The sequence below is a fragment of the Bacillus sp. z50 genome, from assembly GCF_058313585.1.
Genome location: NZ_JBZFQL010000002.1, coordinates 123,506 through 145,721, shown reverse-complemented (window position 1 = coordinate 145,721; position 22,216 = coordinate 123,506). Strand labels below are relative to the sequence as shown.

The window sequence follows — 22,216 nt, the reverse complement described above, 5'->3', positions numbered from 1 at the left end:
GATAAATCCTCAAATAATGAAATCATAATTCAGAAGAAAAAATAAAAAATCGGCAAGCAATAGTAGCTTACCGATTTTGATTGATAAAGATATGCTTATAGGCTTCTTGCACCTAAGTATTTTGGTTTCCAATAGGATGATGTCATATCAGCCTGTACAACACCGCTGGAGCCAGCGTGGATGAATTTATTGTTTCCAACATAGATTCCCATATGAGAAGCACCGGAAGTATATGTTTCAAAGAATACAAAGTCACCTACAGAAGGTGTGTTTACTTTCTTCATAGTAGAGAAGTAAGTTGCTGTGTTAGTACGTGTAAAGCTTGGGCGTTCTTGTTTAACGATATAGTAAATGAACCCGCTGCAATCGAATCCTGATGGTGTTGTTCCACCCCATTTATAAGGAGTGCCAATTAAACTTTTTGCCGTAGCAACCATGCGCTCAGCTTCTGATTTTGTAACCGTACTGCCTGAAGTGGTACCAGTTGAAGTAGTTGATTTGCTTACAACCAATACTTGTCCAACATAAATGGTGTCGCTTTTTAAATTATTCCAAGATTTTAAGTTTGCAACAGTTGTATTATAGGTATTTGCAATTTTCCATAAAGAATCACCGGATTTTACTGTATATTTCTTTGTAGAAGTGCTTGCAGTCGTATTTTCACCAATATTAAGTGTTTGACCTATGTAAATAGTATCAGACGTTAGGTTGTTTTCCTTTTTGATTGCAGACACAGTAGTATTATATTTAACTGCTAATTTCCATAAAGAATCACCTTTAGAAACTGTGACGGTAGCAGCAGAAGCAGCACCAGCAAAAATAGAAGACGCCAGGACAGCGGTAGCAGTAATAGATAAAACTTTATTCTTCATGTTGACCCCCACTAAACTTAGTAAAATTTTAAAGTACTAGCCTAGTGTAGTAGATTCGACAAAAAATTACTAGGTATGTTTCCTAAATGTAACAAAACAGAAAGTTTATTGTAATAAAAGTGAGTTTTCTGTGTTTTGGATAAGTTTACTTAATTGTAAAATTTTTATATTCAGTAGCGACCTGAGTGTTAACCTCTACATGGTTTATTCGACTATATTTTGGGCCTATTCTAATTTTGCCAAGAAAATGATCCAATGCTTCTTCTGTTCCTTGTGCAACAATTTCTACATCACCATTTACTAAATTACGCACCCACCCATGTATATCATAATCTTTTGCTGTAAGCAGAGTAAAATAGCGAAATCCTACACCTTGAACAATCCCAGAGACAATTATGTGATATTGCTTCATTATTTATCCTCCTATTCTGATATATAGATAGAATCCCAATATCTTTAATCCCAAGCATCTCAAATATTTAGAATTTACATGAGTGTACAAGACTAGGTGCTTCAGCACTACTTGTTTTAAGAATTCATATTTCTATATTTTAATGGTACTTATTTTTTATTTAACTATCAACAATAGGATGACGTACTAACCAAAGCTCTAATGGAATTCCTTATATGGTAGAATATAGTAAATAAAATTTATAGGGAGTAGGAGAGTGTCGTGTTGAAATACATATATTTAGTTCGACATTGTGAGGCTACCGGACAGGGTTCTGAATGTGATTTAACAGAAAAAGGGAAAATACAGGCGAGGGAACTAGCTGATTTTTTTAACTCTATTTCAATAGAGCGTATAGTCTGCAGTCCATATAAAAGGGCAATTGAGTCTTCTGAAGCAATTGCTGAAGAAAAGAATATACAGCTCGAATATGATGATCGTTTAAAGGAACGGATCTTATCTGGACATGATTTACCTGATTGGAAAAATAGATTATACCAATCGTTTTTGGAACGTGATGTTAAATTAGCCGGAGGAGAATCCAGCAATGAGGCTGCTAAAAGAGGTTTTACTGTAATAAAGGAGGCATTGGATAGCGAGAATCTCAATATATTAATCGTAACACATGGTAACTTACTGACTTTAATCCTAAATCATCTGGATGAATCCTTTGGTTACGAAACTTGGTTGGGTCTGACTAATCCGGATGTGTATTGTTTAAAGATAGATGAGGATCAAAGCAATATCACAAGGGTGTGGAAGTAAGTCACTGATGACATCTCCGTTTTTGATTAGCAAGGTGAATAGGAGAGAATAAAATTTAGATTTCATGTCTTAGCATACATATTAATGGTTACTTTCCATGACTCGTTTAAATTTGTCGGAGGTTTATAAAATGAAAAAAAGAATCATTTTAACAGGTGGGGGATCAACTGGGCATGTTGCTGTCAATTTGGCGCTCATTCCCTATTTGATTGAAAGGGATTGGGAGATTTACTATATAGGATCTAAAGAGGGAATTGAAGTCTCTTTGATAAAGGAGTTTGATCGTGTCACTTATTTTCCAATATCCACAGGTAAACTTCGCAGATATATGGATATAAAAAATGTAAAAGACCCTTTTAATATTTTGAAAGGCTTTATGCAATCAAGAAAGATTATTAAGCGATTACAGCCGTCCATAATCTTTTCAAAAGGTGGCTTTGTTTCCGTTCCTGTCATTCTTGCTGCGGCGAGTAGAAAAGTACCGATCATTTCGCATGAGTCAGACATTACACCAGGGTTGGCCAATAAGCTATCATTGCCTTTTGTTCAAAAAATTTGTTATACCTTTCCGGAGGCTAAAAATCATATTCCTGCAGAAAAGTCTTTTTTCTTAGGGCCCATCGTAAGAGATGAACTGCGTCAGGGTGACCCATCGATTGGAATGAAAATATGCCAATTTAATACAAGGAAACCTGGATTATTGATCATGGGAGGCAGTCAGGGTTCTGAAGCAGTGAATAAGGCTGTGCGTAAGGACTTGGATCGATTGCTCAAAACCTTTAATGTCATTCATTTATGCGGAAAAGGAAAGGTAGATTCCACCCTACATCGTGATGGATATGCTCAGTTTGAATATATTAACCAAGGCTTGGCAGATATATTGGCTATGACAGCTGTGGCTGTTTCAAGGGCCGGTTCAAATTCTATTTTTGAATTTTTAAGTTTAAAAATTCCAATGGTCTTAATCCCGTTATCAAGGAAAGCCAGCAGAGGCGATCAAATCATGAATGCTGAATCATTTAAAAAGCAGGGTTTTGCCTATGTTATTGAAGAGGATGAGCTTTCGTTAAACACGTTAGCTGATAAGGTAGAAACTATATTTAAAAACAAACAGATGATTATCGATAAAATGAACAATTTTGAGGAAGAAGATGGACTGGAACGCTTGTATGAATTGATTGATACCTATAAAATTTAATGTTGAAATGATAAGTATTATTCTATATACGAAAAAAGCATTAAAACAGAACACTAAACAGGATTTGTAGCCAAAAAGTAGGAGTGTCGGAGCAATGAATCTTAAATGTTATACCCAATATGATGGACTTGGGTTAGCGAAGCTTGTAAAGGAAAAACAAGTATCCGCAATAGAATTAATAGAGGACGCATTTGAACAAATAAATGAACTAAATCCTAAAACAAATGCAGTTGTTCGAACTAGATTCGAAAAGGCAATGATGGAAACTGGAAAGTCTGAATCTATATACGGACCTTTTGCAGGAGTACCTATCTTATTAAAAGACTTATCACAATCTATTAAAGGCGAACCGATTACAGCGGGTTCAAAATTACATGTAAATCGGATTGCTAAACGGGATTCTAATTTTGTGAAAAAAATTCGTGAGGCAGGATTTGTCATTATTGGACAGACGAGTTCTCCGGAGTTTGGTCTGAAAAATATTACTGAGCCAGCTGTATATGGAGCGACACGTAATCCATGGAACCTGCAGCATTCATCGGGTGGATCAAGCGGCGGAGCATCAGCCAGTATAACTTCAGGTATGGTCCCAATTAGCGGTGCCAGTGATGGCGGCGGCTCTATTCGTATACCGGCATCATTCACTGGATTAGTAGGCTTGAAGCCAACAAGGGGAAGGACACCCGTTGGTCCAGGTGTGGGCCGCCAATGGCATGGAGCTGCGGTAGATTTTGCCTTAACCAAAACGGTTCGTGATAGTGCAGCTATGCTGGATGCCTTGCAAATCATTCAGCCGGATACTGCCTTTCAGGTACCTTTATATAATGGGAGCTATTTGAAGGAGCTTTCGAATCCATTGAAAGAAAGGTTTAAAATTGCTTTTTCCACAAAGTCTCCGGTGGGAACACCCGTTAGTGAAGAAGCTGTAGAAGCGGTACATAAGACAGTCAAATGGCTGGAACAGGCAGGGTTCACCGTTGAAGAATGTGATAATGGGGTAGATGGAATCCGCCTTATGGAAAATTACTATATTATGAATAGCGGAGAAATGGCAGCAGATATACTGTCCATTGAGGAAGCCATTGGACGGCCGATTACCGTTAATGATATAGAGATAGTCACATGGGTACTCAGAACTGCCGGGCAGAATGTATCAGCTGTTCAATTTACACGCAGTTTAGCTGAATGGGATACGGCAGCTGCACAAATGGCCAGGTTCAATGAGGATTATGATTTGTATTTGACGCCGGCAACAGCTTTCTCAGCTCCAAAGGTGGGCGAATTGACGCATACGGATGAACAGAGCTTGCAGTTATTGAAAGTAAATGAACTAAAACCCTCTGAACAGTTAGCAATGGTCTATGAAATGTTTAAACCAAGTTTAACGTATACGCCTTTTACACAGTTGGCGAACATCATCGGACAGCCTGCGATTAGCTTGCCTGTTCATATGACAGATTCTGGCTTACCCCTTGGAGTGCAATTGATGGCTCCAAAGGGAAGGGAAGATTGGCTTCTTAAAATAGGAGCGTTGTTAGAGCAATCCGATATATGGGTTGGACAGAAAGGGAATCCATATATTGGATGGTGATAAAAGTGATAGATCGACTAGAAGATGCGTGTAATTCAGTTGGTCAATTAGAACAGTCATTTCACTTGTTTAAATTTATGTGAATTCCTATATATCAAAAATATCTTCCGTTTACATTTTCAACATGATATATTAATAGTACGAAAATTTAAAACAATCATAAGTGCTCACTTTTGTGAGGTAAAAGGGAATCCAGTGTAAATCTGGAACAGCCCCCGCTACTGTAAGAGCTGATGAAATCACGTGACCACCTTTAAAAGAGGGAAGGTGTGAGAGTAAAGTGAAGCTCAGAGTCAGGAAACCTGCTTATGAATGTGTATTGCTTACTTTTCGGTGGGAAAAGGGATGGCGAACGTAGAGATGATTGTGTCTTTGCGCTGATTTTGACAGCGTTTTTTTGTCTGTGCATGAATCAAGCCTGTTTTCCTTAATCGGGAAGACAGGCTTTTTTATGTTTAATATTTCAGCGTAAATTCGCTAAATATAAATAAATTTTGAAAAAGGGAGAATAGTGAGATGAAAAAGATTGCAAGCTTATCACTTTTGGTGTTCTTATCCGTTTTTGCATTGTTTGCATGCGGAAATGATGAGACAGTAAACAACCAGGAAAAAGAAACAAACCAGGAAACAAGTGAGTATCCGAAAACCTTAACAGACGGTCGTGGGGAAGAGGTGACCCTTAAAGAAAAACCTTCAAGGATTGTTTCGACCACATTGGCTATTGATGAATATTTATTGCCTTTGGTTGATGAGGAGCGGATTGCCGCGGTAACGAAAATGTCTACAGACTCAGGGATTTCGAATGTAGCAGATCTAACAGATGGAATTGATACAAAAATTGAATCAGTCACATCTGAATTGGTGCTGTCACTTCAGCCTGATTTAGTGCTGATTCCTTCCTATGTAGATCCTGAGGTTCTTAAACAAATTGATGCTGCAGACATCACCACCTACCAACTTAAAGATGATTCCTCTATATCAGGTGTATTGGATGGTCTAATGGAGGTTGGTACCATTGTTGGCGAGGAAGATAAAGCAGAAGAAATCATAGCTGATGTCAAAAAGAGGATGTCAGATTTACAAACGAAAGCAAAAGCACAAACAGATAAAAAACGAGTGGTTTACTGGACACAGCAAAATTCTTCAGTTACTGAGAATACTACAATAGGAGAAATCATCACCTTAGCAGGCGGGATAAATGCCATTACAGAAGCGGGCATTACCGGTGAAGAGTATCCTGATTATCCAAATCTTTCAAAGGAAAAATTAGTTGAGATAAATCCAGATGTGATTATTACAAGCGATTGGCAGTATGACGGTTCAAAAGCAACATTCGTCGAGGAATGGCAAAAGGATCCGGCACTTAAAAATCTTAAAGCCTTTAAGAATAATGAAGTGCATGTGATAGATAGCGCAAATTTAACAACGGCTTCCCATTTTGTGATTGAGGGAGCAGAAGATATTTATCAAGTTTTATATGGAGAATAATATGGTTTGTAAACAGTCTAAACAGGTTCTTATTTTTGGAATCCTGATTTGTTCCTTGCTCGTATCGTTACTTTTAGCAACCATGTATGGCGGGGTCATCGTTCCATTTACGGAAACTGTGAAAGTATTACTCTCACTGCTTCCATTTATAGAGTTTGACTATAACCCAATGTATGAAACAATCCTTGTGCAGATTCGCCTGGGGCGGGTTGTTGTGGCTGGATTAGTCGGGGCAGCCTTGGCAATATCGGGAGTCGTGATGCAAAGTGTGTTTCGCAACCCGATGGCTGACCCCGGCATAATTGGTGTTTCATCAGGTGGAGCATTCGGAGGTGTACTGGCCATCTATTTTGGTTTGGCCGCGATCCATTCTCTTTTCGTCCCATTAATGGGCTTTATCCTGGCTGCATTGACTTTGTTTGCAATTTATATGATTGCGACCAATCAAGGAAGGACCTCAGTACTGACATTGCTGCTGACGGGTATTGCGATTAGTTCTTTTTTATCAGCCTGTACCTCTCTGCTAATCTCTTTTTCGAATGCAGGAGTGATGCAGCAGATTGTCCAATGGATGATGGGGAACTTAAACGGGCGTGATTGGAGTCATGTACAAATATTAACTGTTCCTGTTTTATTTTCGATTTGTGTCTTTTTGTACCATGCCAACGACTTAGATATCTTTCTGCTGGGTGAAGAGCAGGCCCAGAATATGGGGATTTCCGTTCAGCGCACCCGTAATCTATTGTTAATTACTGCTTCATTAGTAACTGGAATGAGTGTCTCATTAACGGGAGCCATCGGTTTTGTTGGTCTGATTGTCCCTCATATGATCCGTATGATCATTGGGCCCTCGCATCGAAATTTACTACTGGCTAGTGTCTTAGGGGGAGCGAGTTTCTTGATTCTTGCTGACTTAATATCCCGTTTGGCCATTAGGCCTGCTGAGATTCAAATCGGTATTATTACAGCTTTTTTTGGCGCTCCGTTTTTCCTTTATTTAATTTTAAAAAATAAAAAGAAGGGGGAAATCTGAGATGACAGCTATTTTGAATGCGGAGAAACTCAGCTTTAGCCGTGGCAAACAGGTGATTTTAAAAGCAATGGATATCTCTTTGGAAACTAACCAATTTACCTGCTTGATTGGTCCGAACGGTACCGGAAAATCTACTTTACTGCGCTTAATGGCAGGATTGCTAAAGCCACCTGCAGGGTCAATAGCCTTTAAGAATCATGCTCTCTCTGAGATGACTACTCTTGAAGTGGCCAAAGCAATCACCTATATGCCACAAAGCACGGTCCTTGACTATGAATTTACAGTGAGTCAGGTAGTACTTATGGGAAGGCATCCGCATCGGAAGAAATGGCAATTCTCACAAAAAGATGATAATCAATTGGCAGAGAAAGCGATGAAACAAACAGGAATTTATCATTTAAGAGACCGTTATATCACATCCCTTTCAGGAGGAGAACGTCAGCTTGTTTTCTTAGCTAAAGCCATCACTCAGAATTCTGAGGTTATTTTGTTGGATGAGCCAACTTCAGATCTGGATATTTATCATCAGGTCCAAATTGCCGAGGTCATCCGGGAGCTTGTAAAAGAGGGAAAGGCTGTCTTCGCGGCCATCCATGATATTAATTTAGCCACTCGCTATTGTGATCGACTCATACTTATGGGAAATGGAGAACTCGTTGCAGCAGGGGAACCCGAACAAGTCATTACGGATCTTAACTTGATGCGTATTTTTAAAACTCATACGTATACATACAATGATTCCTATTTTGGAAAAAGGCAGATGATTCCTTATGCCATAGATATAAAAGGGGAGGCATGAAGAATTCATGTGCGATGGCCTTCTATGTGAAGGCGTCGCGGAGTTACCATTATTTCATACTAAAACCTAAGTTTTAAATAAGGAGGAATGAACCTTGAAAAAAGACTGGCGCTACTCCAGTTATCCATTCATGAGAGAAAAAAGCTGTTTAGTTGATTATGAGATTCGCACTGATAGTTTAACCACAAGGCTTGGAGCTGTTTTCCCGTTATTGACTGAGAAAGAGCAAGCAGTCATTGATGACCTTCGTAAGGTTCAAGCGCTATGCTATCATGTGAACGGTTCTGTGCGCGGAAAATTGGCGATAACTGAAGCAGATTTACAGTGGTTGAGTGATAGATATGATTTTTATGTTGAGAAAACAGGGGAAAAGGTAAAACAATTCGTATTACCGCAAGGAAGCAACGCTGCATGCGCACTTCATGTCGTACGCAGTGAGGCCAAGAAATCCTATCGTGCCCTGCATAAAGTTAGTGAAGAGCGAGAAGTGCTAGACATCTTATTTGATTTCCTAGGATTGCTCGCAAATGTTTGTTTTGTGATGGCTGTTTATGTAAATCAGGTGAACGGCATACAGGAAATTCCTTTTGTCAGTAAATCATATGCTGTGAAAAAGAAATGAATGTTTAAGCCTACATCTAAAATAATAGAGTTAGATAGATCTTGTTATCCATTTTTAATGAAGAGAGAATGTATGATTTGATAAAAAGAAAAGCACGATTCTTTCATAACCAAAGAAAGAATCGTGCTTTTTTATGGATGAAAAGAGGACACATTAGTAGGGAATGTAATTCTAGCCATGTTACGATTAAGTTATATTAAAAAGAAACAAGCAGAAGTAAAATTTGAGTTTAATTAAACCGGAAACTAAATACTTTAGGAGTGTTGCCACCGTGCTGGATAAATTTAAACAGAAATTTAACGAAATAAGTAAAAATGGAGTGACCGTTCCTATTAAGCCAGTAATGTTAGAACAACTAATAAAAAGACAGTCTGGCCAAAAAGATATAAAAGTAGAAATAACAACAGGCCACTTGAATATTCGCGGTACAACAGATAAAAATGTTTCATATATGATAAGTCTGAAACCTATTCATATGGAAAAAAGAATGATTATTTTTGAAATTGAGAGTTTGAAGCCTACTGATATGAATAAAGATGAAATTAAAATTTTTAACAGTCCGCCATTTTCAGATTCTACAAATCAGACGGTTAAAATGGATTTTAATTCTTGGGATATCGTGAAAAAGATACCCGTTGGAAAAATTAAATCGTATGAGATGAATGATGGGACAATCAAGTTAACATTATCATTATAAAGAAGAGCGAGGATTTCCGTAAAAGTGCGGAAATCCTTTTTTTGGACCAGAAAGGTTAGACGCAGATCAAAATCATTCATAGATACTTCGCACTGGTTATGAGGTAGGACAAGTTTTGTGTATTTGTCCGTTTTTATGTTACTTTACGACTAAAATAATTAATAAGTATTCGTAAATCAAAATGTGTATATTAGATTATATTTAAAAATAGAATTATTGGCTGTGGAAAGTGGAGAATAAAAAAAGGAAAATGCCGGAAACCAACTGTGGCTGCAAGTTAAAAATATAATATGAATATGAAAATTCAGTAGATAAAAACGTTATGGAATTATTTTGAAGTACAAATTATTAATTTAGATAAAATTTTCAAAATATTTTGCTATTTTTATTTTAGGTGTGTTAATATATCTAAATACTAATATCTCCAATAAAGGAAGGATGCATAGATAAGAAAAAGAAAACATAATACCTTTATTTTTCAGAATATTTAATTAACTACTAAGGGGCGATGGGGATGAAGAGAAAAGAATATATAGTTAATCGAATGTATAAGGCGTCAACGGGAATCGCAAATGCCGTTTTAGTAACATTGGGAATCGGTCTATTATTTGAATCAATTGGGGGTTATTTTGATTGGCAAATGTTCCTTACTATTGGAGGAGCGGCAAAGGTTTTGCTAGCGCCTGCTCTTGGTGCAGGGATTGCCTATCAGCTTGGAGGTAACTCATTAGTACAATTTAGTGCAATGGCATGTGCCACAGTTGGTGGAGCAGCTATACAAAAAACAGCAGAAGGTGCTTTTACAATCGTTACTGGACAACCCATATCGGCTGTATTGGCTGCACTCATCGCTACATATATAGGCAAGAGGATGGTTGGTAAAACGAAATTGGATATTATGGCAATTCCAATTACAGCTATTTTTATTGGCGGGGTTTCAGGAGTTGGATTAGCGGCGGTGACGACACCATTACTAACATGGATAAGTGCACAAATTACAGCCTCTGTAGAAGGCTCTCCTTTAATTGGATCGATTGTCCTATCCTTGGTATTTAGTCTTTTATTAATGACTCCAGCTTCATCAGCTGCGCTTGCGATTGCTCTGCAGTTGGATCCAGTATCAAGTGCAGCAGCTTTGATTGGCTGTACAGTACAATTTGTAGCCTTTACAGCAATGAGCTATAAAGATAATGATTTAGGTGGCTTCCTTGCCCAATCAATCGTGACACCAAAGGTACAGTTTCCTAATTTGATAAAAAACCCAATCTATATTATACCTGCGTTTACAGCTGCCGCAATTGCTGCGCCAATAGCTACGATGGTCTTTGATTTTAAAGTACCGTATGAATTAGGCGGGATGGGGCTAAGCTCGTTGATTGCACCAATAAACATCCTAGCTAATCAAGGGATAGGCATATTCCTCATCTATGTTGGAATAGGGATGGTGCTTCCTGTTATGATTGCTCTTGCGATTCACCGTCTCCTAAAAATGGCTGGAAAGGTTAAAGCAGGTGATCTTCATCTTGAAGTTCAATAGTTGTCTGCTTTGTCTCTTTTGACATATTGACTCAGATAGGGTTTGTGTAAACCGAAGAAGAGAATCTATTTTGAGAAAATATGCTAAAAATGAACCTAAACAATGCATAGAGAAAGTTATTATATCTTCATTTGTAATGAACATATAAAAATTTTACGTGTGGTGGGTAGATGGTTTCTGTATGATGCAGAGACCATCTTTCTTTGTGTACAGAATGATAGCTTAGTTGCTTGTTGATTTAAAATATAAAGTACTTCAGTTTACTTTTAAGTCCAAAGAACGTTTCAAGTAGGCCATGAGTTTAAGAATATGGCTACAATATATTACGATTATTCTTTGGGGTGGTTTATGACTTCGTAATCAATAATCAGATTATTATTGGAGAGAAAATTAGCTCGATTATTTAAGAGAATTCAGCAATAGAGTAGCAGACACACATAGTTATTGATATTTGAATGTTTTTTCTACCAAAGGGGACGTATTCAAGAATTGCTGGATTTGTTTGGTAAGGAAGAATGATTCAACTCTGATGATCCTATTTTCGTTTAATTTATATAAAGGTATAGGCATAAAGTCCATATTTCTTAATCATATTCTTCTAAAAATAGGAAAACGTAAACTGTTCTTCAGAAAGTTAGTTTACTAGAATGGAAGGGTGTAACTATGAAAACGATTACATATAGTAGTTTATGCAATCGTTTGCCTACTAAGAGAAGAATGAAGGAGGAGTGGAAGATGTTTATGAGAAAGAAGAGAATTATCGCGTTGCTAGGCACATTTTGCTTGTTATTGACAATGCTCCCTCAGCTAAGTGCAAAAGCAGAAGATGGAAACACGGAGATTGTCATCCATTATCAAGGAAATGATGATGCAAAGGATTGGAATCTATGGGTATGGCCTGAAAATGGAGAAGGCCATGTCGAACAGTTTGAGGACGAGGATGCATTTGGAAAGGTTGCGAGATTTACATTGGAGGGACTTCATGAGCGGGTTGGCTTTATTATTCGTACTGATTCATGGGAAAAAGATGGAGGCGACCGTTGGATTGAAGGAATAAAGGATGGAAAGTCGGAGGTATGGGTTATTTCAGGAGATGATGAAGTGTACTATTCAGAACCAAACAGTGATCCGAGCATCAAAAAGGCAGAGATGGACAGCTTTACAGAAATTACTGTTACGACAAATAAGCCACTTGATATAAATGGGACAGCGATTGAGCTTGAAAATGCACCCATTCAAGCAATTATCCCTGAGGATGGGAATAACTCAGTAACAAATAAGTTTAAGATAAAAACAAACAATAGGCTTGATGTGCGTGGCAGCTATGCTGTAAAAATTGAAGGCTATGGAGAGCAGGCCGTTGAGATAGGAGAAGTGGTGCGGACAGAGGAGTTTGATCGCCAGTATTACTATAGTGGCAAGGATCTTGGGAACACTTACTCACGTTTTTCGACCAACTTCCGTTTATGGGCTCCAACAGCTCAAGAGGCAAAGCTCGTACTTTATGAAAATTGGAATGATCCTAAGGGAAAGGAAATTACAATGAAGCCGGATAAGAAGGGGACTTGGACGGCTAAATTAAAAGGAAATCAGGATGGTCTTTTTTACACATATAAAGTGAATATAGGTGGGAAATGGACAGAGGCTGTTGATCCATATGTAAGGGCAGCGTCAGTCAATGGTCAAAAAGGAGCCGTGATAGATTTATCGAAAACAAATCCGAAGGGCTGGAATAAACATAAGAAACCAAAGTTAGCGAATCCAGAGAGTTCAATTATTTATGAATTGCATGTACGCGACTTGTCCATCCAGCCTGAAAGCGGAATTAAGCAAAAGGGGAAATATTTAGGCGTTACCGAGAAAGGTACAAAGGGACCAAATGGGCTTCCAACCGGTCTTGATCATATACAATCATTGGGAGTAACTCATGTTCAATTTCTGCCAATCTATGATTATAAAACAGTAGATGAAACAAGGCTTGATGAGCCACAGTATAACTGGGGGTATGACCCACAAAACTACAATGTACCGGAAGGGTCTTATTCTACCAATCCCTATGAGCCTAAAGTGAGAATAAAAGAACTGAAGCAAATGATCCAAACGCTCCATAAGGAGGACCTACGTGTAGTAATGGATGTTGTCTACAACCATATGTATGATGCTGCAGAGTCAAACTTCCAAAAGTTAGTTCCTGGCTATTACTACCGCTACAACGAGGATGGTACATTGGCAAATGGTACCGGTGTCGGCAATGATACTGCCTCCGAGCGAAGAATGATGCGTAAATTCATCGTCGACTCCTCAACCTATTGGGCGAAGGAATATAAACTGGATGGATTTCGATTTGATTTAATGGGAATTCATGATATTGAGACAATGAATGATGTAAGGAAGGCTTTGAAGCGTATTGACCCATCATTTATTATCCATGGGGAAGGTTGGGATTTAAATACTCCGCTTGCAGCAGACATAAAGGCAAATCAGAAAAATGCTGAAAAAATGCCCGGCATTGCTCATTTTAATGATGACATTCGAGACGGACTGAAGGGCAGTGTATTTGAAGAGCAGGATAATGGATTCGTAAATGGAAAATTGAATATGGAAGATCGGATCAAAAAAGGCATTATGGCCGGTCTTGATTATGATGATAATCAGGCAACATATCGTGATCCGGAACAGGTCATCACCTATGTCGAAGCACATGATAATCATACCCTTTGGGACAAGTTGGAATTAACGAATCCAAATGCAAGTTACGAAGAGAAAAAGCAAAGGCATAAACTGGCCACGTCTATCATTTTAACTTCACAGGGGATCCCATTTATTCACGCCGGACAGGAATTTATGCGAACGAAGTATGGAGACCATAATAGCTATAAATCCCCAGATGCAATTAATCAATTAGATTGGAAACGGAATGCAGAATTTGTGAATGAAGTGAAATATATGTCGGGTTTGATAGAACTTCGTAAAAACCATCCAGTATTCAGAATGACGGAGGCCAGCGCAATAAAGGATAGTATTCGCTTTTTAAATGCACCGGTAAATACGATTGCCTATACGATTACTGAACCATCAAGAGGAAAGCAAAATGGGAGCTATTTTGTAGCACATAATGCCAACACAAATGATGTTGAAGTTGTACTTCCACGAAACGCTGTATGGAATGTACTCGTAAATGCAAATGAGGCTTCCTCGAAACCCATATATAAACTGAAAGGGGAAAAGGTGACCATTCCTGCATTAAGTACTGTTGTGCTTCAAGAAAAGGGGAAAAGATATAAAAAGAAGCGCTGATGCATAGTTTATCCAAGGCCAAACAGCCCTGTCATCATAATGACAGGGCTGTTTGTTTTTTATAAAACGAATTAGCTAAGGCTTCAATAACCAACCTATGCCCCGGGTATCCCCGGTCAAAGGCGGAGCAAAGGTGTATCAAAGGTGAAGGAAAGCAGCTATCAAACACCTATACAGTACCTATGCCCCGGGTATCCACGGTCAAAGGCAGAGCAAAGGTGTGTCAAAGGTGAAGGAAAGCAGCTATCAAACACCTATACAGTACCTATGCCCCGGGTATCCACGGTCAAAGGCAGAGCAAAGGTGTGTCAAAGGTGAAGGAAAGCAGCTATCAAACACCTATACAGTACCTATGCCCCGGGTATCCCCGGTCAAAGGCGGAGCAAAGGTGTGTCAAAGGTGAAGGAAAGCAGCTATCGAACACCTATGCAACACCTATGCCCCGGGTATCAAACCCACCTCTCCCGCCAGTTTATCCCCTAAGACAAGTAAAGGAAGGTTTAGAAAACGAAAAAAGAAAGCCAAAATAGGCTTTCTTTTTACTTAGATATAAATTGCTGAGTCCAAATGTGACCAGATTTCGCATAACCTACACCAATATGAGTAAACTTCGAGCTTAAAATATTTGCTCTGTGGCCTGTGCTATTCATCCACGCCTTTACAACTTGTTCAGGTGTTGTTTGACCTTTTGCGATGTTTTCACCAGCAGATTTATAGCTGATACCAAAGTTTTTCATCATGTCGAATGGTGAACCATATACAGGACTAGTGTGACTAAAATAATTATTATCTCTCATATCTTCTGATTTGTATCTAGCTACTCTAGCAAGCTCCCAATCATATTTTAATTCCTGCAAACCTTGTTTTGCTCTTTCAACATTGACGAGTCTGATAACTTCTTGCTCATAGGATTTAACATCGTCTTGAGTAGGAATATTGATCTTTTGACCAGGATAAATCAAGTTTATATTTGAAATTTGAGAATTGGCTGCAATAATTTCGCTGATTCCTGTCTCTGTTTTAACAGCAATCTTCCATAAAGTATCACCGGAGACAACCGTATATTGATAGTCTGCAAAAGCGGTGGCTGTAGGTAGCAGTAAAGTGGTTGTGAGTATAACTGATGTGATTTTTTTCTTCATCTTTCCTCTCCTTAAAATTTTTTATTACGGGTTCGATTATATAAAAGAATGGAAGAGAATTGGTTGTCAATATCAGGAATCTACTAATATTGCCATTTGAACCCCTCTAGAAAGGGATTTATACAAATTTGGTAAATGATAGAATTGGCGATATAACTATTAGAGGGAGAGCTGATTTTTTAATAACCGATTATTAATGTTAAGAGTATAAACATCCAAGCTTGGGGCTTTTTTGCTGCGAAGATAGGGGTTAAGAGATGTGTTGAATATTGATTTAGAAAATAATGAAATATGACAAATTCAAAAACAGTATATACGTTCCTTCTATAAGTCTTTTATACTAGAAATAGGCAAATGGAAGGGGGGTCCATATAATGAAAAAGATGTTAATCACATTAGGTGTAACATTATTATTTACAGGGTGCAGTGCTAGCGATAGTTCAATAAAGGTAAACGAAAAGGTGGAAATTGAGAGTTCTGTTGGACAAAAAGCCGTACATACATATATTAAGAAAGCAAAAGCTCATCTCAGTACAGCTCCTAATTATAATCCGGCAGTCTATGATGATCGGCTTATGAAAATGGCAAGTGATTCATTTCAGATATCTGTGGAAGAAGCAACTGAGATTTACAAAGCCTATGAATATGATAAATAATTTTTTTATTTAAATTTAAAGCGCTTTCATTCGGTGGGAGTAAAACTTTATTTTAGTTCTGTATTAACCTTCTTACAAAAAGGGTAATAAACTATTGATAGGGCTAATACAGAGAGGAAGTGGCACGGTGAGTCTCCAGACCGTTCTGTTTGATTTTGATGGAACTATTGCCGATACTTTACCTGTTAGTTTTGAAGCTTTTAGGTATGTGTTTAATAAATATGATCAAAGAAGTTTAACTGATGAAGAGATTATTCAATTATTTGGTCCCATTGAGGATGTTATTATAAGAAATCATTTACGTAATAAGGAAAAGGTGGAGCATGCCATAGAAGATTTTTATGATTTATATGAAAAAGGGCATAATCGTGAGTTTGAATACTTAACAGAAATTCAGGAAATGCTGGATGTTTTAAAGGACATGGATATAAATCTGGGAATTGTTACTGGAAAAAGCAGAAGATCATTAACACTCTCACTAGAGTTGTTGAATCTATACGACTATTTCGATGTGACCATTTCTGGCGATGAAGTTAAAGCACCTAAACCCGATCCTGAAGGGATACAGAAATCACTATTTTTACTCCATAATGATCCATCTGAGGTCATCGTTGTTGGAGATAGCCAGGCTGATATCGCTGCAGGAGCTTCAGCGCACGTAACGACCATCGCAGCTCAATGGTTTAGCACAGTTCAAACGAGCTTGTATGGAACAAAGCCTACTCATATTTGTAAGACTCTTCCTGATTTTATTAAATTGATAAAAAAATATAAGCATAACTTCAATTAAAATACACAAAAAATAAATAGTTTATTCTAATTAATTCCTTTTAAATTAACTCTTTGTAGTTAAACTTAAAAGGTTTTTTTGTCTATTCGCTTTAGTAAAATTGTTTATAAGCTTTATTTTGAAGATGAAACATTGTGAAAATCATTGATTAGTTTAGTATAATAGTCTTGTATGTGAAAGGGGGCTCTCACGTTGAAGGTTAAAAAAACCATATGGGGAAGTATAGGAATGTTATTAATGGTTCTTATCTTGGCTGGTTGTAATGAAACTGTCAGTCCAGAAGAGCGATTGAAGGAATACATAAACCTGTGGAACGATCAGAAATTTGATAAGATGTATTCGAACTATGTAGCAGACTCAGCCAAAGACAAGTTTAAAAAAGAACAATATGTCGATCGATATCAAAAGGTCTATAAGGACCTGGAGATTTCCGATTTATCAGTTAAAAGCGAATTCAAGGATGAGAAAGAGCTGAAGAGGGATCAAAAAAGTATAACACTTCCCATTCAAGTAAAAATGAATTCCCTTGCAGGACCGATTGAATTTGAAAAAGAATTAACCATGAAGCTTGAAACGAAGGATAAGGAAGAGAATTGGTATGTAGACTGGGATACAACTTATATTTTCCCTGAACTTCAGCCAGACGATAAGATTGGGATTAAAACGACAACTGGTAAAAGGGGCGAAATCCTTGATCGTAATGGAAATGGACTTGCGATAAATGGAATTGCTCAAACTGTAGGTATAACACCAGAGAAGTTTGATGAATCCAAAAAAGCTGAGTTAACAAAATTATTGAATCTTAGCAATGACTATATTGATAAACAGCTTAATCAAAGCTGGGTTCAGCCAGGTTATTTTGTGCCAATTAAAACAATCCAAAATAACCAAACAGAGCTGATTGAAAAATTAAAAGTTATTAATGGTGTCAGTTTCCAAGAAAAAGAGATTCGGGAATATCCATATGGTGAAAGTGCAGCCCATTTGACAGGATATGTAGGTACTATTACTGCTGAAGAGCTAGAGAAAAATAAAGATAAGGGCTATTCAAATGACAGTATAATTGGCAAAAGAGGGCTTGAGCAATTATTAGAGGATAAACTGCGCCCGAAAGATGGCAATACGATTTATATTAACCGCGAAGATGACCCTATAGTCATTGCTGAAACAGAAGCAGAGGATGGGGAAAGCTTTAGGTTAGTATTGGATGGTGAATTACAAAAACAAGCATTTCAAAATATGAAGGGAGCTGCGGGGACATTTGCTGCGGTACATCCAAATACAGGAGATGTATTGGCGCTTGTAAGTTCTCCGTCGTTTAATCCAAACGACTTTGTACTGGGAATTAGCTCAGAGAAGTATAGTCAGCTGGAAAATGATAAAAAACTGCCATTGTTAAATCGATTTGCGGCCGCTTATTCACCTGGTTCAACGATCAAGCCGATTATTGCAGCAATTGGTTTAAAAACGGGTAAGCTTGACCCAGAAAAACAGCTGAATATTAAAGGCTTAAAATGGTCTAAAGGGAAAGAATGGGGAAATGCCTCTATTACAAGAGTAAGCGATCCAGGAAAACCTGTTAATCTTCAAACTGCCTTACAAATTTCAGATAATATTTATTTCGCACAGACAGCTCTTTCGATTGGTGAGACTGATTTGATTAATGGATTTAAGGAATTAGGGATTGGCGAAGAAAAATTCCCGCTCGAATATCCAGTCCGCGCATCACAATATTCAAATAGCGGCAAATTGGAGAGCAGTAAATTATTAGCTGATACTGGCTATGGTCAAGGAGAAGTATTAATGAGTGCGGTTCATTTATCCAGTATTTACGGTACAATTGTCAATGATGGAAAATTGATGAAGCCTCGTCTTTACCTTGATACTGAAACTGCCGTTTGGCATGATTCTTTTATTACTGCTGAACAGGCTAAAACATTGAAAACTGACTTGAGGAAGGTTGTTACAAGCGGCACAGGAAAGGCTGCAAACACACCTAAACTGGAATTAGCAGGTAAGACAGGTACAGCTGAGCTGAAAAGCACACAAGGAGAAGAAGGTATTGAAAATGGGTTATTCGTAGCCTATGATCAAAAAAATCCGAAGGCTGTCATGGCACTGTTAATAGAAGATGTACAAAATAATGGCGGAGGTAAAAATGTTCAATCCATTGTTCAAAAGACATTCTTGGATTGGGATTCCTCTGAAATTGATTAATTAAAAAGGTAAACAAAAAATAGAAAAGAAGCTTCCATTCAGAACATGAACGATACTCTGGATAGCGGACACTGATAAAAAAGTGCCACTATCCGGGGGTATCTTTCAAGTAAGGGTGGGAGCTTCTTTTTTCACGCTTCTTTACAGGTTTTATTTTTGCATCATCCAAGTTAATAGTTTTTTTTATTTTTTCATCAATACTTTTAGTTATTTACTATCTTCTGCTGAGTGCACCTTAAATAGATAAACTAGTAATCTGAAAAAATAATAGTGATGTAAATCGATTAACGGGATTTAATTCTCCTCACCAGGTAGATGATGCCTGCTAAGATGATTCCTGCGATGCTCACAAATCCCATTAGCAATATAGAAAAGCCTAATCCAATGTTCGCATCTTCAGAGGGGGTAATCACTTCAGCAATAATTAAGAACGTATACAAGCCAAAGGTAGCTAGGTAGATTAATAGTGCTGCATAACGCTCGCTTTTACTCCCTTGCCTGGTTACTGCATAAACGCAAAAAAAGGAAAACGCCAGGAGAGCGTACCTCAAGATAATCTCAGTATAATTAATATAATCCATAATCACCGCATCCTATCTCGATTTATTTAATATATTGAACATCCTATCTCATTATAAAGTTAAAATGGGTATTTATGGAATAAGTAAAAAGGCATGTCCCTTCAGCAAACTTATTTCAGGTTAACAAAATTAATGTAAAATTCATTGAAAAAAGGCATCAGTCTTAAACTGATGCCTTTAATATTCTTTATCTCGAATAGCTTTATCTTAATTAGCTAAATCAATAATCCTGCCTTCAACATTAGGTGAAACAGTTTGTTCAGGGAAGGACTGGATGTAATCGGAGAAAATTTCCCAATCAACGAAGCCAGGTTCGCTTACGCGTCCATCTGCATAAATATCAGCAAAGACAGAATAGCCATCCCCGCCTTTGGCAGTGAAGATGTTCGTAGCAGCGAAGTAGTTCTGTGTATCCACGAGTGATGTATATTCGCCATTCTGGTTTATTTCGACTGATTGCACGCGTGTGCCAGCAGGTTTAGAGCTATCATAGATAAACCGCATGCCTGCGACCTGCAGGTATCCGCCGCTAGCGCTTGGAGCAGCACTAACGCTATGTTCAAGAGCTGTTTTCAATTCCGCTCCGCTTATTTCCATGATTGCGAGTGCATTGCTGAAGGGGAGGACTGTCATAACGTCAGCTAAAGTGATTGGTCCTGCCTTTAAGGTTGTCCGGACACCGCCGCCATTTTGTAGGGCGATGACAGTATTTGGGTTGATGGCTTTTGCCTTATCGAGCATTCCATCAGCAATCAAGTTGCCAAGATTTGTTTCGCCTGTCCTTGCAGCAGGATTGCCACCAATCAGATCGACAGCTGTTGTTCCGACAACTTGTTTTTTCTTTGCGTCAACAATAGGCTTATACTTCGCTAGGATTTGAGCTGCTGCCGGGTCTTCAGCAAAGATATAAGATCCTTCTGTGTTCTTAGCATCAATGCTAATCAGTTCGCCATCATAGGCAATAACTTTTCCTTTTTTATCAAAGCTCACATCAAGCTCACCAAGATATTTGGAATACTCGTTTGCTTGGACGATAACTGTCGGTTCTTTGTATTTATCTACAACGACTGGCTCATTCAGCTGTGAATGAGAGTGGCCGCCAACAATAATATCAATGCCTTCGACTTGATTAGCAAGCTCAAGGTCATTGTCACCGCCGCCGTCATTGTAGCCAATATGGGTAAGGGCGATGATTTTATCGACTCCTTGTTTCTTGAATGCTTTAACGGAGGCTTTGGCTGAATTGATATATTCTTCGAATTTAACATCACCAGGACTAGAGATACTGGTAGTCTCAGCGGTCGTTAAGCCGAAAATACCAACTTTCTCACCGTTTACATTTTTAATAATACCGTCGTATATTTTTCCATCATGTGGTTTAGCAGTATATGTGTTATTCTGAAGTCTTTTCATGAGGGCATCATCGCTGAAGTCAACATTTGCACTCACAAATGGGAACTCAGCGCTTTGAACGAATAGCAGCAAGGTCTCAGTGCCAAGATCAAATTCATGGTTACCAAAGGTAAAAGCATCGAATCCGGCAAGATTCATCAATTCAAGATCGGCTAGTCCCTTAAATTCATTAAAATAAAGGGTGCCAGAGAATACATCACCAGCATGGAGAAGAAGATTATTCGTATTTCCATTGCGATGTTCATTAATTGCGGTTATTTGTCTTGGTGTATTTTCAATATTAGCATGTGTATCGTTCACATGAAGAACACGCAACTGATAATCTGGGGCTTTTAGGGCTAGTTGCAGCATGGAAATAAGCTCGGATAAGCTAGCCTTTTGGTTATAACCAAATTCAGTATCGGAAATACCTTCAGCGATGTCGTATAGAAGGATAGAACCGATTCTTTCAGCGTGTTTAGCAGGTACATCAGAGAAGTTTGTTACTGTGCTTCCTTTCAAATCGAAAGCCTTCGCAATCCAAACAGCAAGCTCCCCACGAGTTAAGGGCTCATAGCTGCCAAATTTATTCTTGCTTTTCCCATCAAGAATACCGGCATAGACTAATGAGTTTACAGCTTTTTGGGACGATTTTGGCACATCCGTAAAGCTTGTCTTTGGAGCTTTTTGGCTATCGAGTTTTAATGCACGCGCCATCAGAGCAGCTGCATCAATTCTAGATATGGATTTCTGTTTCTTCATACTTTGGGACGAAACGCCCAGTTCCTGAATAAAACGTGCTTCATTCTGGCGATCAGATGTTTTTGCATCGACTGCCGGCGCAAGCAATGTTCCAGCAAGCGCAACAACCATTGTCATAATGGCCAACATACGAGAAAACTTCAATCGAAACTTCATATACCGCTCCCCTTTTGTTTGATATGGCCAAGATATAGGCCTCATATCTGATTATAAATTAGTTTTCGAGGCAATCGACATAATTTTCAAATAAATGGTAAATTTGAACTATATATTAATAATCAATTCTTTTAAGAGATATTTATTTAGTATCTGTAATGTTTTGTTTA

Annotated in this window: 18 protein-coding genes and 1 riboswitch; of the genes, 13 read left to right on the top strand and 5 right to left on the bottom strand. The window is 38.1% G+C overall.

Features of this window, described 5'->3' with window-relative positions:
* Positions 1 to 95: 95 nt before the first annotated feature.
* Entirely contained in the window at positions 96 to 872 is a 777-nt protein-coding gene (locus tag AC4G3N_RS06535; RefSeq protein WP_066099829.1) for a C40 family peptidase, read from the bottom strand.
* Positions 873 to 1,017: 145 nt separating this feature from the next.
* Positions 1,018 to 1,284 carry an acylphosphatase gene (locus tag AC4G3N_RS06530; RefSeq protein ID WP_066099827.1) on the bottom strand — a complete coding sequence of 89 codons (267 nt, stop codon included), beginning with the start codon at positions 1,282 to 1,284 and terminating at the stop codon, positions 1,018 to 1,020.
* A gap of 261 nt (positions 1,285 to 1,545) precedes the next feature.
* On the opposite strand from AC4G3N_RS06530, the gene AC4G3N_RS06525 reads away from it, so the two are divergent.
* From AC4G3N_RS06525 to pulA, 10 genes are all read left to right on the top strand, one after another.
* Entirely contained in the window at positions 1,546 to 2,088 is a 543-nt protein-coding gene (locus tag AC4G3N_RS06525; RefSeq protein WP_254654674.1) for a histidine phosphatase family protein, read from the top strand.
* Between the two features lie 130 nt (positions 2,089 to 2,218).
* Positions 2,219 to 3,286, top strand: coding sequence for an undecaprenyldiphospho-muramoylpentapeptide beta-N-acetylglucosaminyltransferase (gene murG, locus AC4G3N_RS06520; protein WP_066099816.1), 1,068 nt, complete (start codon positions 2,219 to 2,221; stop codon positions 3,284 to 3,286).
* A 94-nt stretch (positions 3,287 to 3,380) separates the two neighbouring features.
* Complete coding sequence (locus tag AC4G3N_RS06515) at positions 3,381 to 4,877, top strand: amidase (protein WP_066099812.1); 1,497 nt, start codon at positions 3,381 to 3,383, stop codon at positions 4,875 to 4,877.
* A gap of 144 nt (positions 4,878 to 5,021) precedes the next feature.
* Positions 5,022 to 5,201, top strand: a riboswitch (cobalamin riboswitch).
* Between the two features lie 192 nt (positions 5,202 to 5,393).
* A complete protein-coding gene (locus AC4G3N_RS06510; protein WP_066099809.1) occupies positions 5,394 to 6,365 on the top strand; it encodes an ABC transporter substrate-binding protein in 972 nt (323 codons plus the stop codon).
* 1 nt (position 6,366) lies between these two features.
* Positions 6,367 to 7,398, top strand: a complete 1,032-nt coding sequence (locus AC4G3N_RS06505; protein ID WP_181161991.1) for a FecCD family ABC transporter permease — start codon at positions 6,367 to 6,369, stop codon at positions 7,396 to 7,398.
* A 1-nt stretch (position 7,399) separates the two neighbouring features.
* Entirely contained in the window at positions 7,400 to 8,197 is a 798-nt protein-coding gene (locus AC4G3N_RS06500; protein WP_066099802.1) for an ABC transporter ATP-binding protein, read from the top strand.
* A gap of 94 nt (positions 8,198 to 8,291) precedes the next feature.
* Positions 8,292 to 8,819: a hypothetical protein gene (locus AC4G3N_RS06495; protein WP_066099799.1), complete on the top strand. Its 528-nt coding sequence runs from the start codon at positions 8,292 to 8,294 to the stop codon at positions 8,817 to 8,819.
* Positions 8,820 to 9,090: 271 nt separating this feature from the next.
* Complete coding sequence (locus AC4G3N_RS06490; protein ID WP_491089945.1) at positions 9,091 to 9,516, top strand: hypothetical protein; 426 nt, start codon at positions 9,091 to 9,093, stop codon at positions 9,514 to 9,516.
* 508 nt (positions 9,517 to 10,024) lie between these two features.
* Positions 10,025 to 11,053 (top strand): PTS sugar transporter subunit IIC, encoded by a 1,029-nt coding sequence (locus AC4G3N_RS06485; protein ID WP_490551752.1) that lies wholly within the window; start codon positions 10,025 to 10,027, stop codon positions 11,051 to 11,053.
* 735 nt (positions 11,054 to 11,788) lie between these two features.
* Positions 11,789 to 14,350: a type I pullulanase gene (gene pulA, locus AC4G3N_RS06480; RefSeq protein ID WP_491090081.1), complete on the top strand. Its 2,562-nt coding sequence runs from the start codon at positions 11,789 to 11,791 to the stop codon at positions 14,348 to 14,350.
* A 539-nt stretch (positions 14,351 to 14,889) separates the two neighbouring features.
* Here the strand turns inward: pulA and safA are convergent.
* Positions 14,890 to 15,492, bottom strand: coding sequence for a SafA/ExsA family spore coat assembly protein (gene safA / locus AC4G3N_RS06475; protein WP_139891127.1), 603 nt, complete (start codon positions 15,490 to 15,492; stop codon positions 14,890 to 14,892).
* Positions 15,493 to 15,866: 374 nt separating this feature from the next.
* Here safA and AC4G3N_RS06470 point away from each other — a divergent pair, with 374 nt between their 5' ends.
* The 3 genes from AC4G3N_RS06470 (at position 15,867) to AC4G3N_RS06460 (ending at position 19,155) form a co-directional block, all read left to right on the top strand.
* Complete coding sequence (locus AC4G3N_RS06470; RefSeq protein ID WP_491089944.1) at positions 15,867 to 16,148, top strand: hypothetical protein; 282 nt, start codon at positions 15,867 to 15,869, stop codon at positions 16,146 to 16,148.
* 127 nt (positions 16,149 to 16,275) lie between these two features.
* Complete coding sequence (locus tag AC4G3N_RS06465) at positions 16,276 to 16,938, top strand: HAD family hydrolase (RefSeq protein WP_139891125.1); 663 nt, start codon at positions 16,276 to 16,278, stop codon at positions 16,936 to 16,938.
* Between the two features lie 192 nt (positions 16,939 to 17,130).
* Positions 17,131 to 19,155 carry a penicillin-binding transpeptidase domain-containing protein gene (locus AC4G3N_RS06460; protein WP_491089943.1) on the top strand — a complete coding sequence of 675 codons (2,025 nt, stop codon included), beginning with the start codon at positions 17,131 to 17,133 and terminating at the stop codon, positions 19,153 to 19,155.
* Between the two features lie 284 nt (positions 19,156 to 19,439).
* Here AC4G3N_RS06460 and AC4G3N_RS06455 read toward each other — a convergent pair whose 3' ends face one another.
* Positions 19,440 to 19,736 carry a hypothetical protein gene (locus AC4G3N_RS06455; protein ID WP_140461352.1) on the bottom strand — a complete coding sequence of 99 codons (297 nt, stop codon included), beginning with the start codon at positions 19,734 to 19,736 and terminating at the stop codon, positions 19,440 to 19,442.
* A gap of 207 nt (positions 19,737 to 19,943) precedes the next feature.
* On the bottom strand, positions 19,944 to 22,046 hold the full coding sequence (locus AC4G3N_RS06450) for a 5'-nucleotidase C-terminal domain-containing protein (protein ID WP_491089942.1): 2,103 nt from the start codon (positions 22,044 to 22,046) through the stop codon (positions 19,944 to 19,946).
* Between the last annotated feature and the right edge of the window lie 170 nt (positions 22,047 to 22,216).

Excerpts from the sequence above, each read along its gene's own strand:
- pulA (WP_491090081.1), top strand. The coding sequence starts at position 11,789 with ATGTTTATGAGAAAGAAGAGAATTATCGCGTTGCTAGGCACATTTTGC.
- AC4G3N_RS06510 (WP_066099809.1), top strand. The coding sequence starts at position 5,394 with ATGAAAAAGATTGCAAGCTTATCACTTTTGGTGTTCTTATCCGTTTTT.
- AC4G3N_RS06530 (WP_066099827.1), bottom strand. The coding sequence starts at position 1,284 with ATGAAGCAATATCACATAATTGTCTCTGGGATTGTTCAAGGTGTAGGA.
- AC4G3N_RS06455 (WP_140461352.1), bottom strand. The coding sequence starts at position 19,736 with ATGGATTATATTAATTATACTGAGATTATCTTGAGGTACGCTCTCCTG.
- AC4G3N_RS06470 (WP_491089944.1), top strand. The coding sequence starts at position 15,867 with ATGAAAAAGATGTTAATCACATTAGGTGTAACATTATTATTTACAGGG.
- murG (WP_066099816.1), top strand. The coding sequence starts at position 2,219 with ATGAAAAAAAGAATCATTTTAACAGGTGGGGGATCAACTGGGCATGTT.
- AC4G3N_RS06450 (WP_491089942.1), bottom strand. The coding sequence starts at position 22,046 with ATGAAGTTTCGATTGAAGTTTTCTCGTATGTTGGCCATTATGACAATG.
- safA (WP_139891127.1), bottom strand. The coding sequence starts at position 15,492 with ATGAAGAAAAAAATCACATCAGTTATACTCACAACCACTTTACTGCTA.
- AC4G3N_RS06515 (WP_066099812.1), top strand. The coding sequence starts at position 3,381 with ATGAATCTTAAATGTTATACCCAATATGATGGACTTGGGTTAGCGAAG.
- AC4G3N_RS06500 (WP_066099802.1), top strand. The coding sequence starts at position 7,400 with ATGACAGCTATTTTGAATGCGGAGAAACTCAGCTTTAGCCGTGGCAAA.
- AC4G3N_RS06505 (WP_181161991.1), top strand. The coding sequence starts at position 6,367 with ATGGTTTGTAAACAGTCTAAACAGGTTCTTATTTTTGGAATCCTGATT.
- AC4G3N_RS06535 (WP_066099829.1), bottom strand. The coding sequence starts at position 872 with ATGAAGAATAAAGTTTTATCTATTACTGCTACCGCTGTCCTGGCGTCT.
- AC4G3N_RS06485 (WP_490551752.1), top strand. The coding sequence starts at position 10,025 with ATGGGGATGAAGAGAAAAGAATATATAGTTAATCGAATGTATAAGGCG.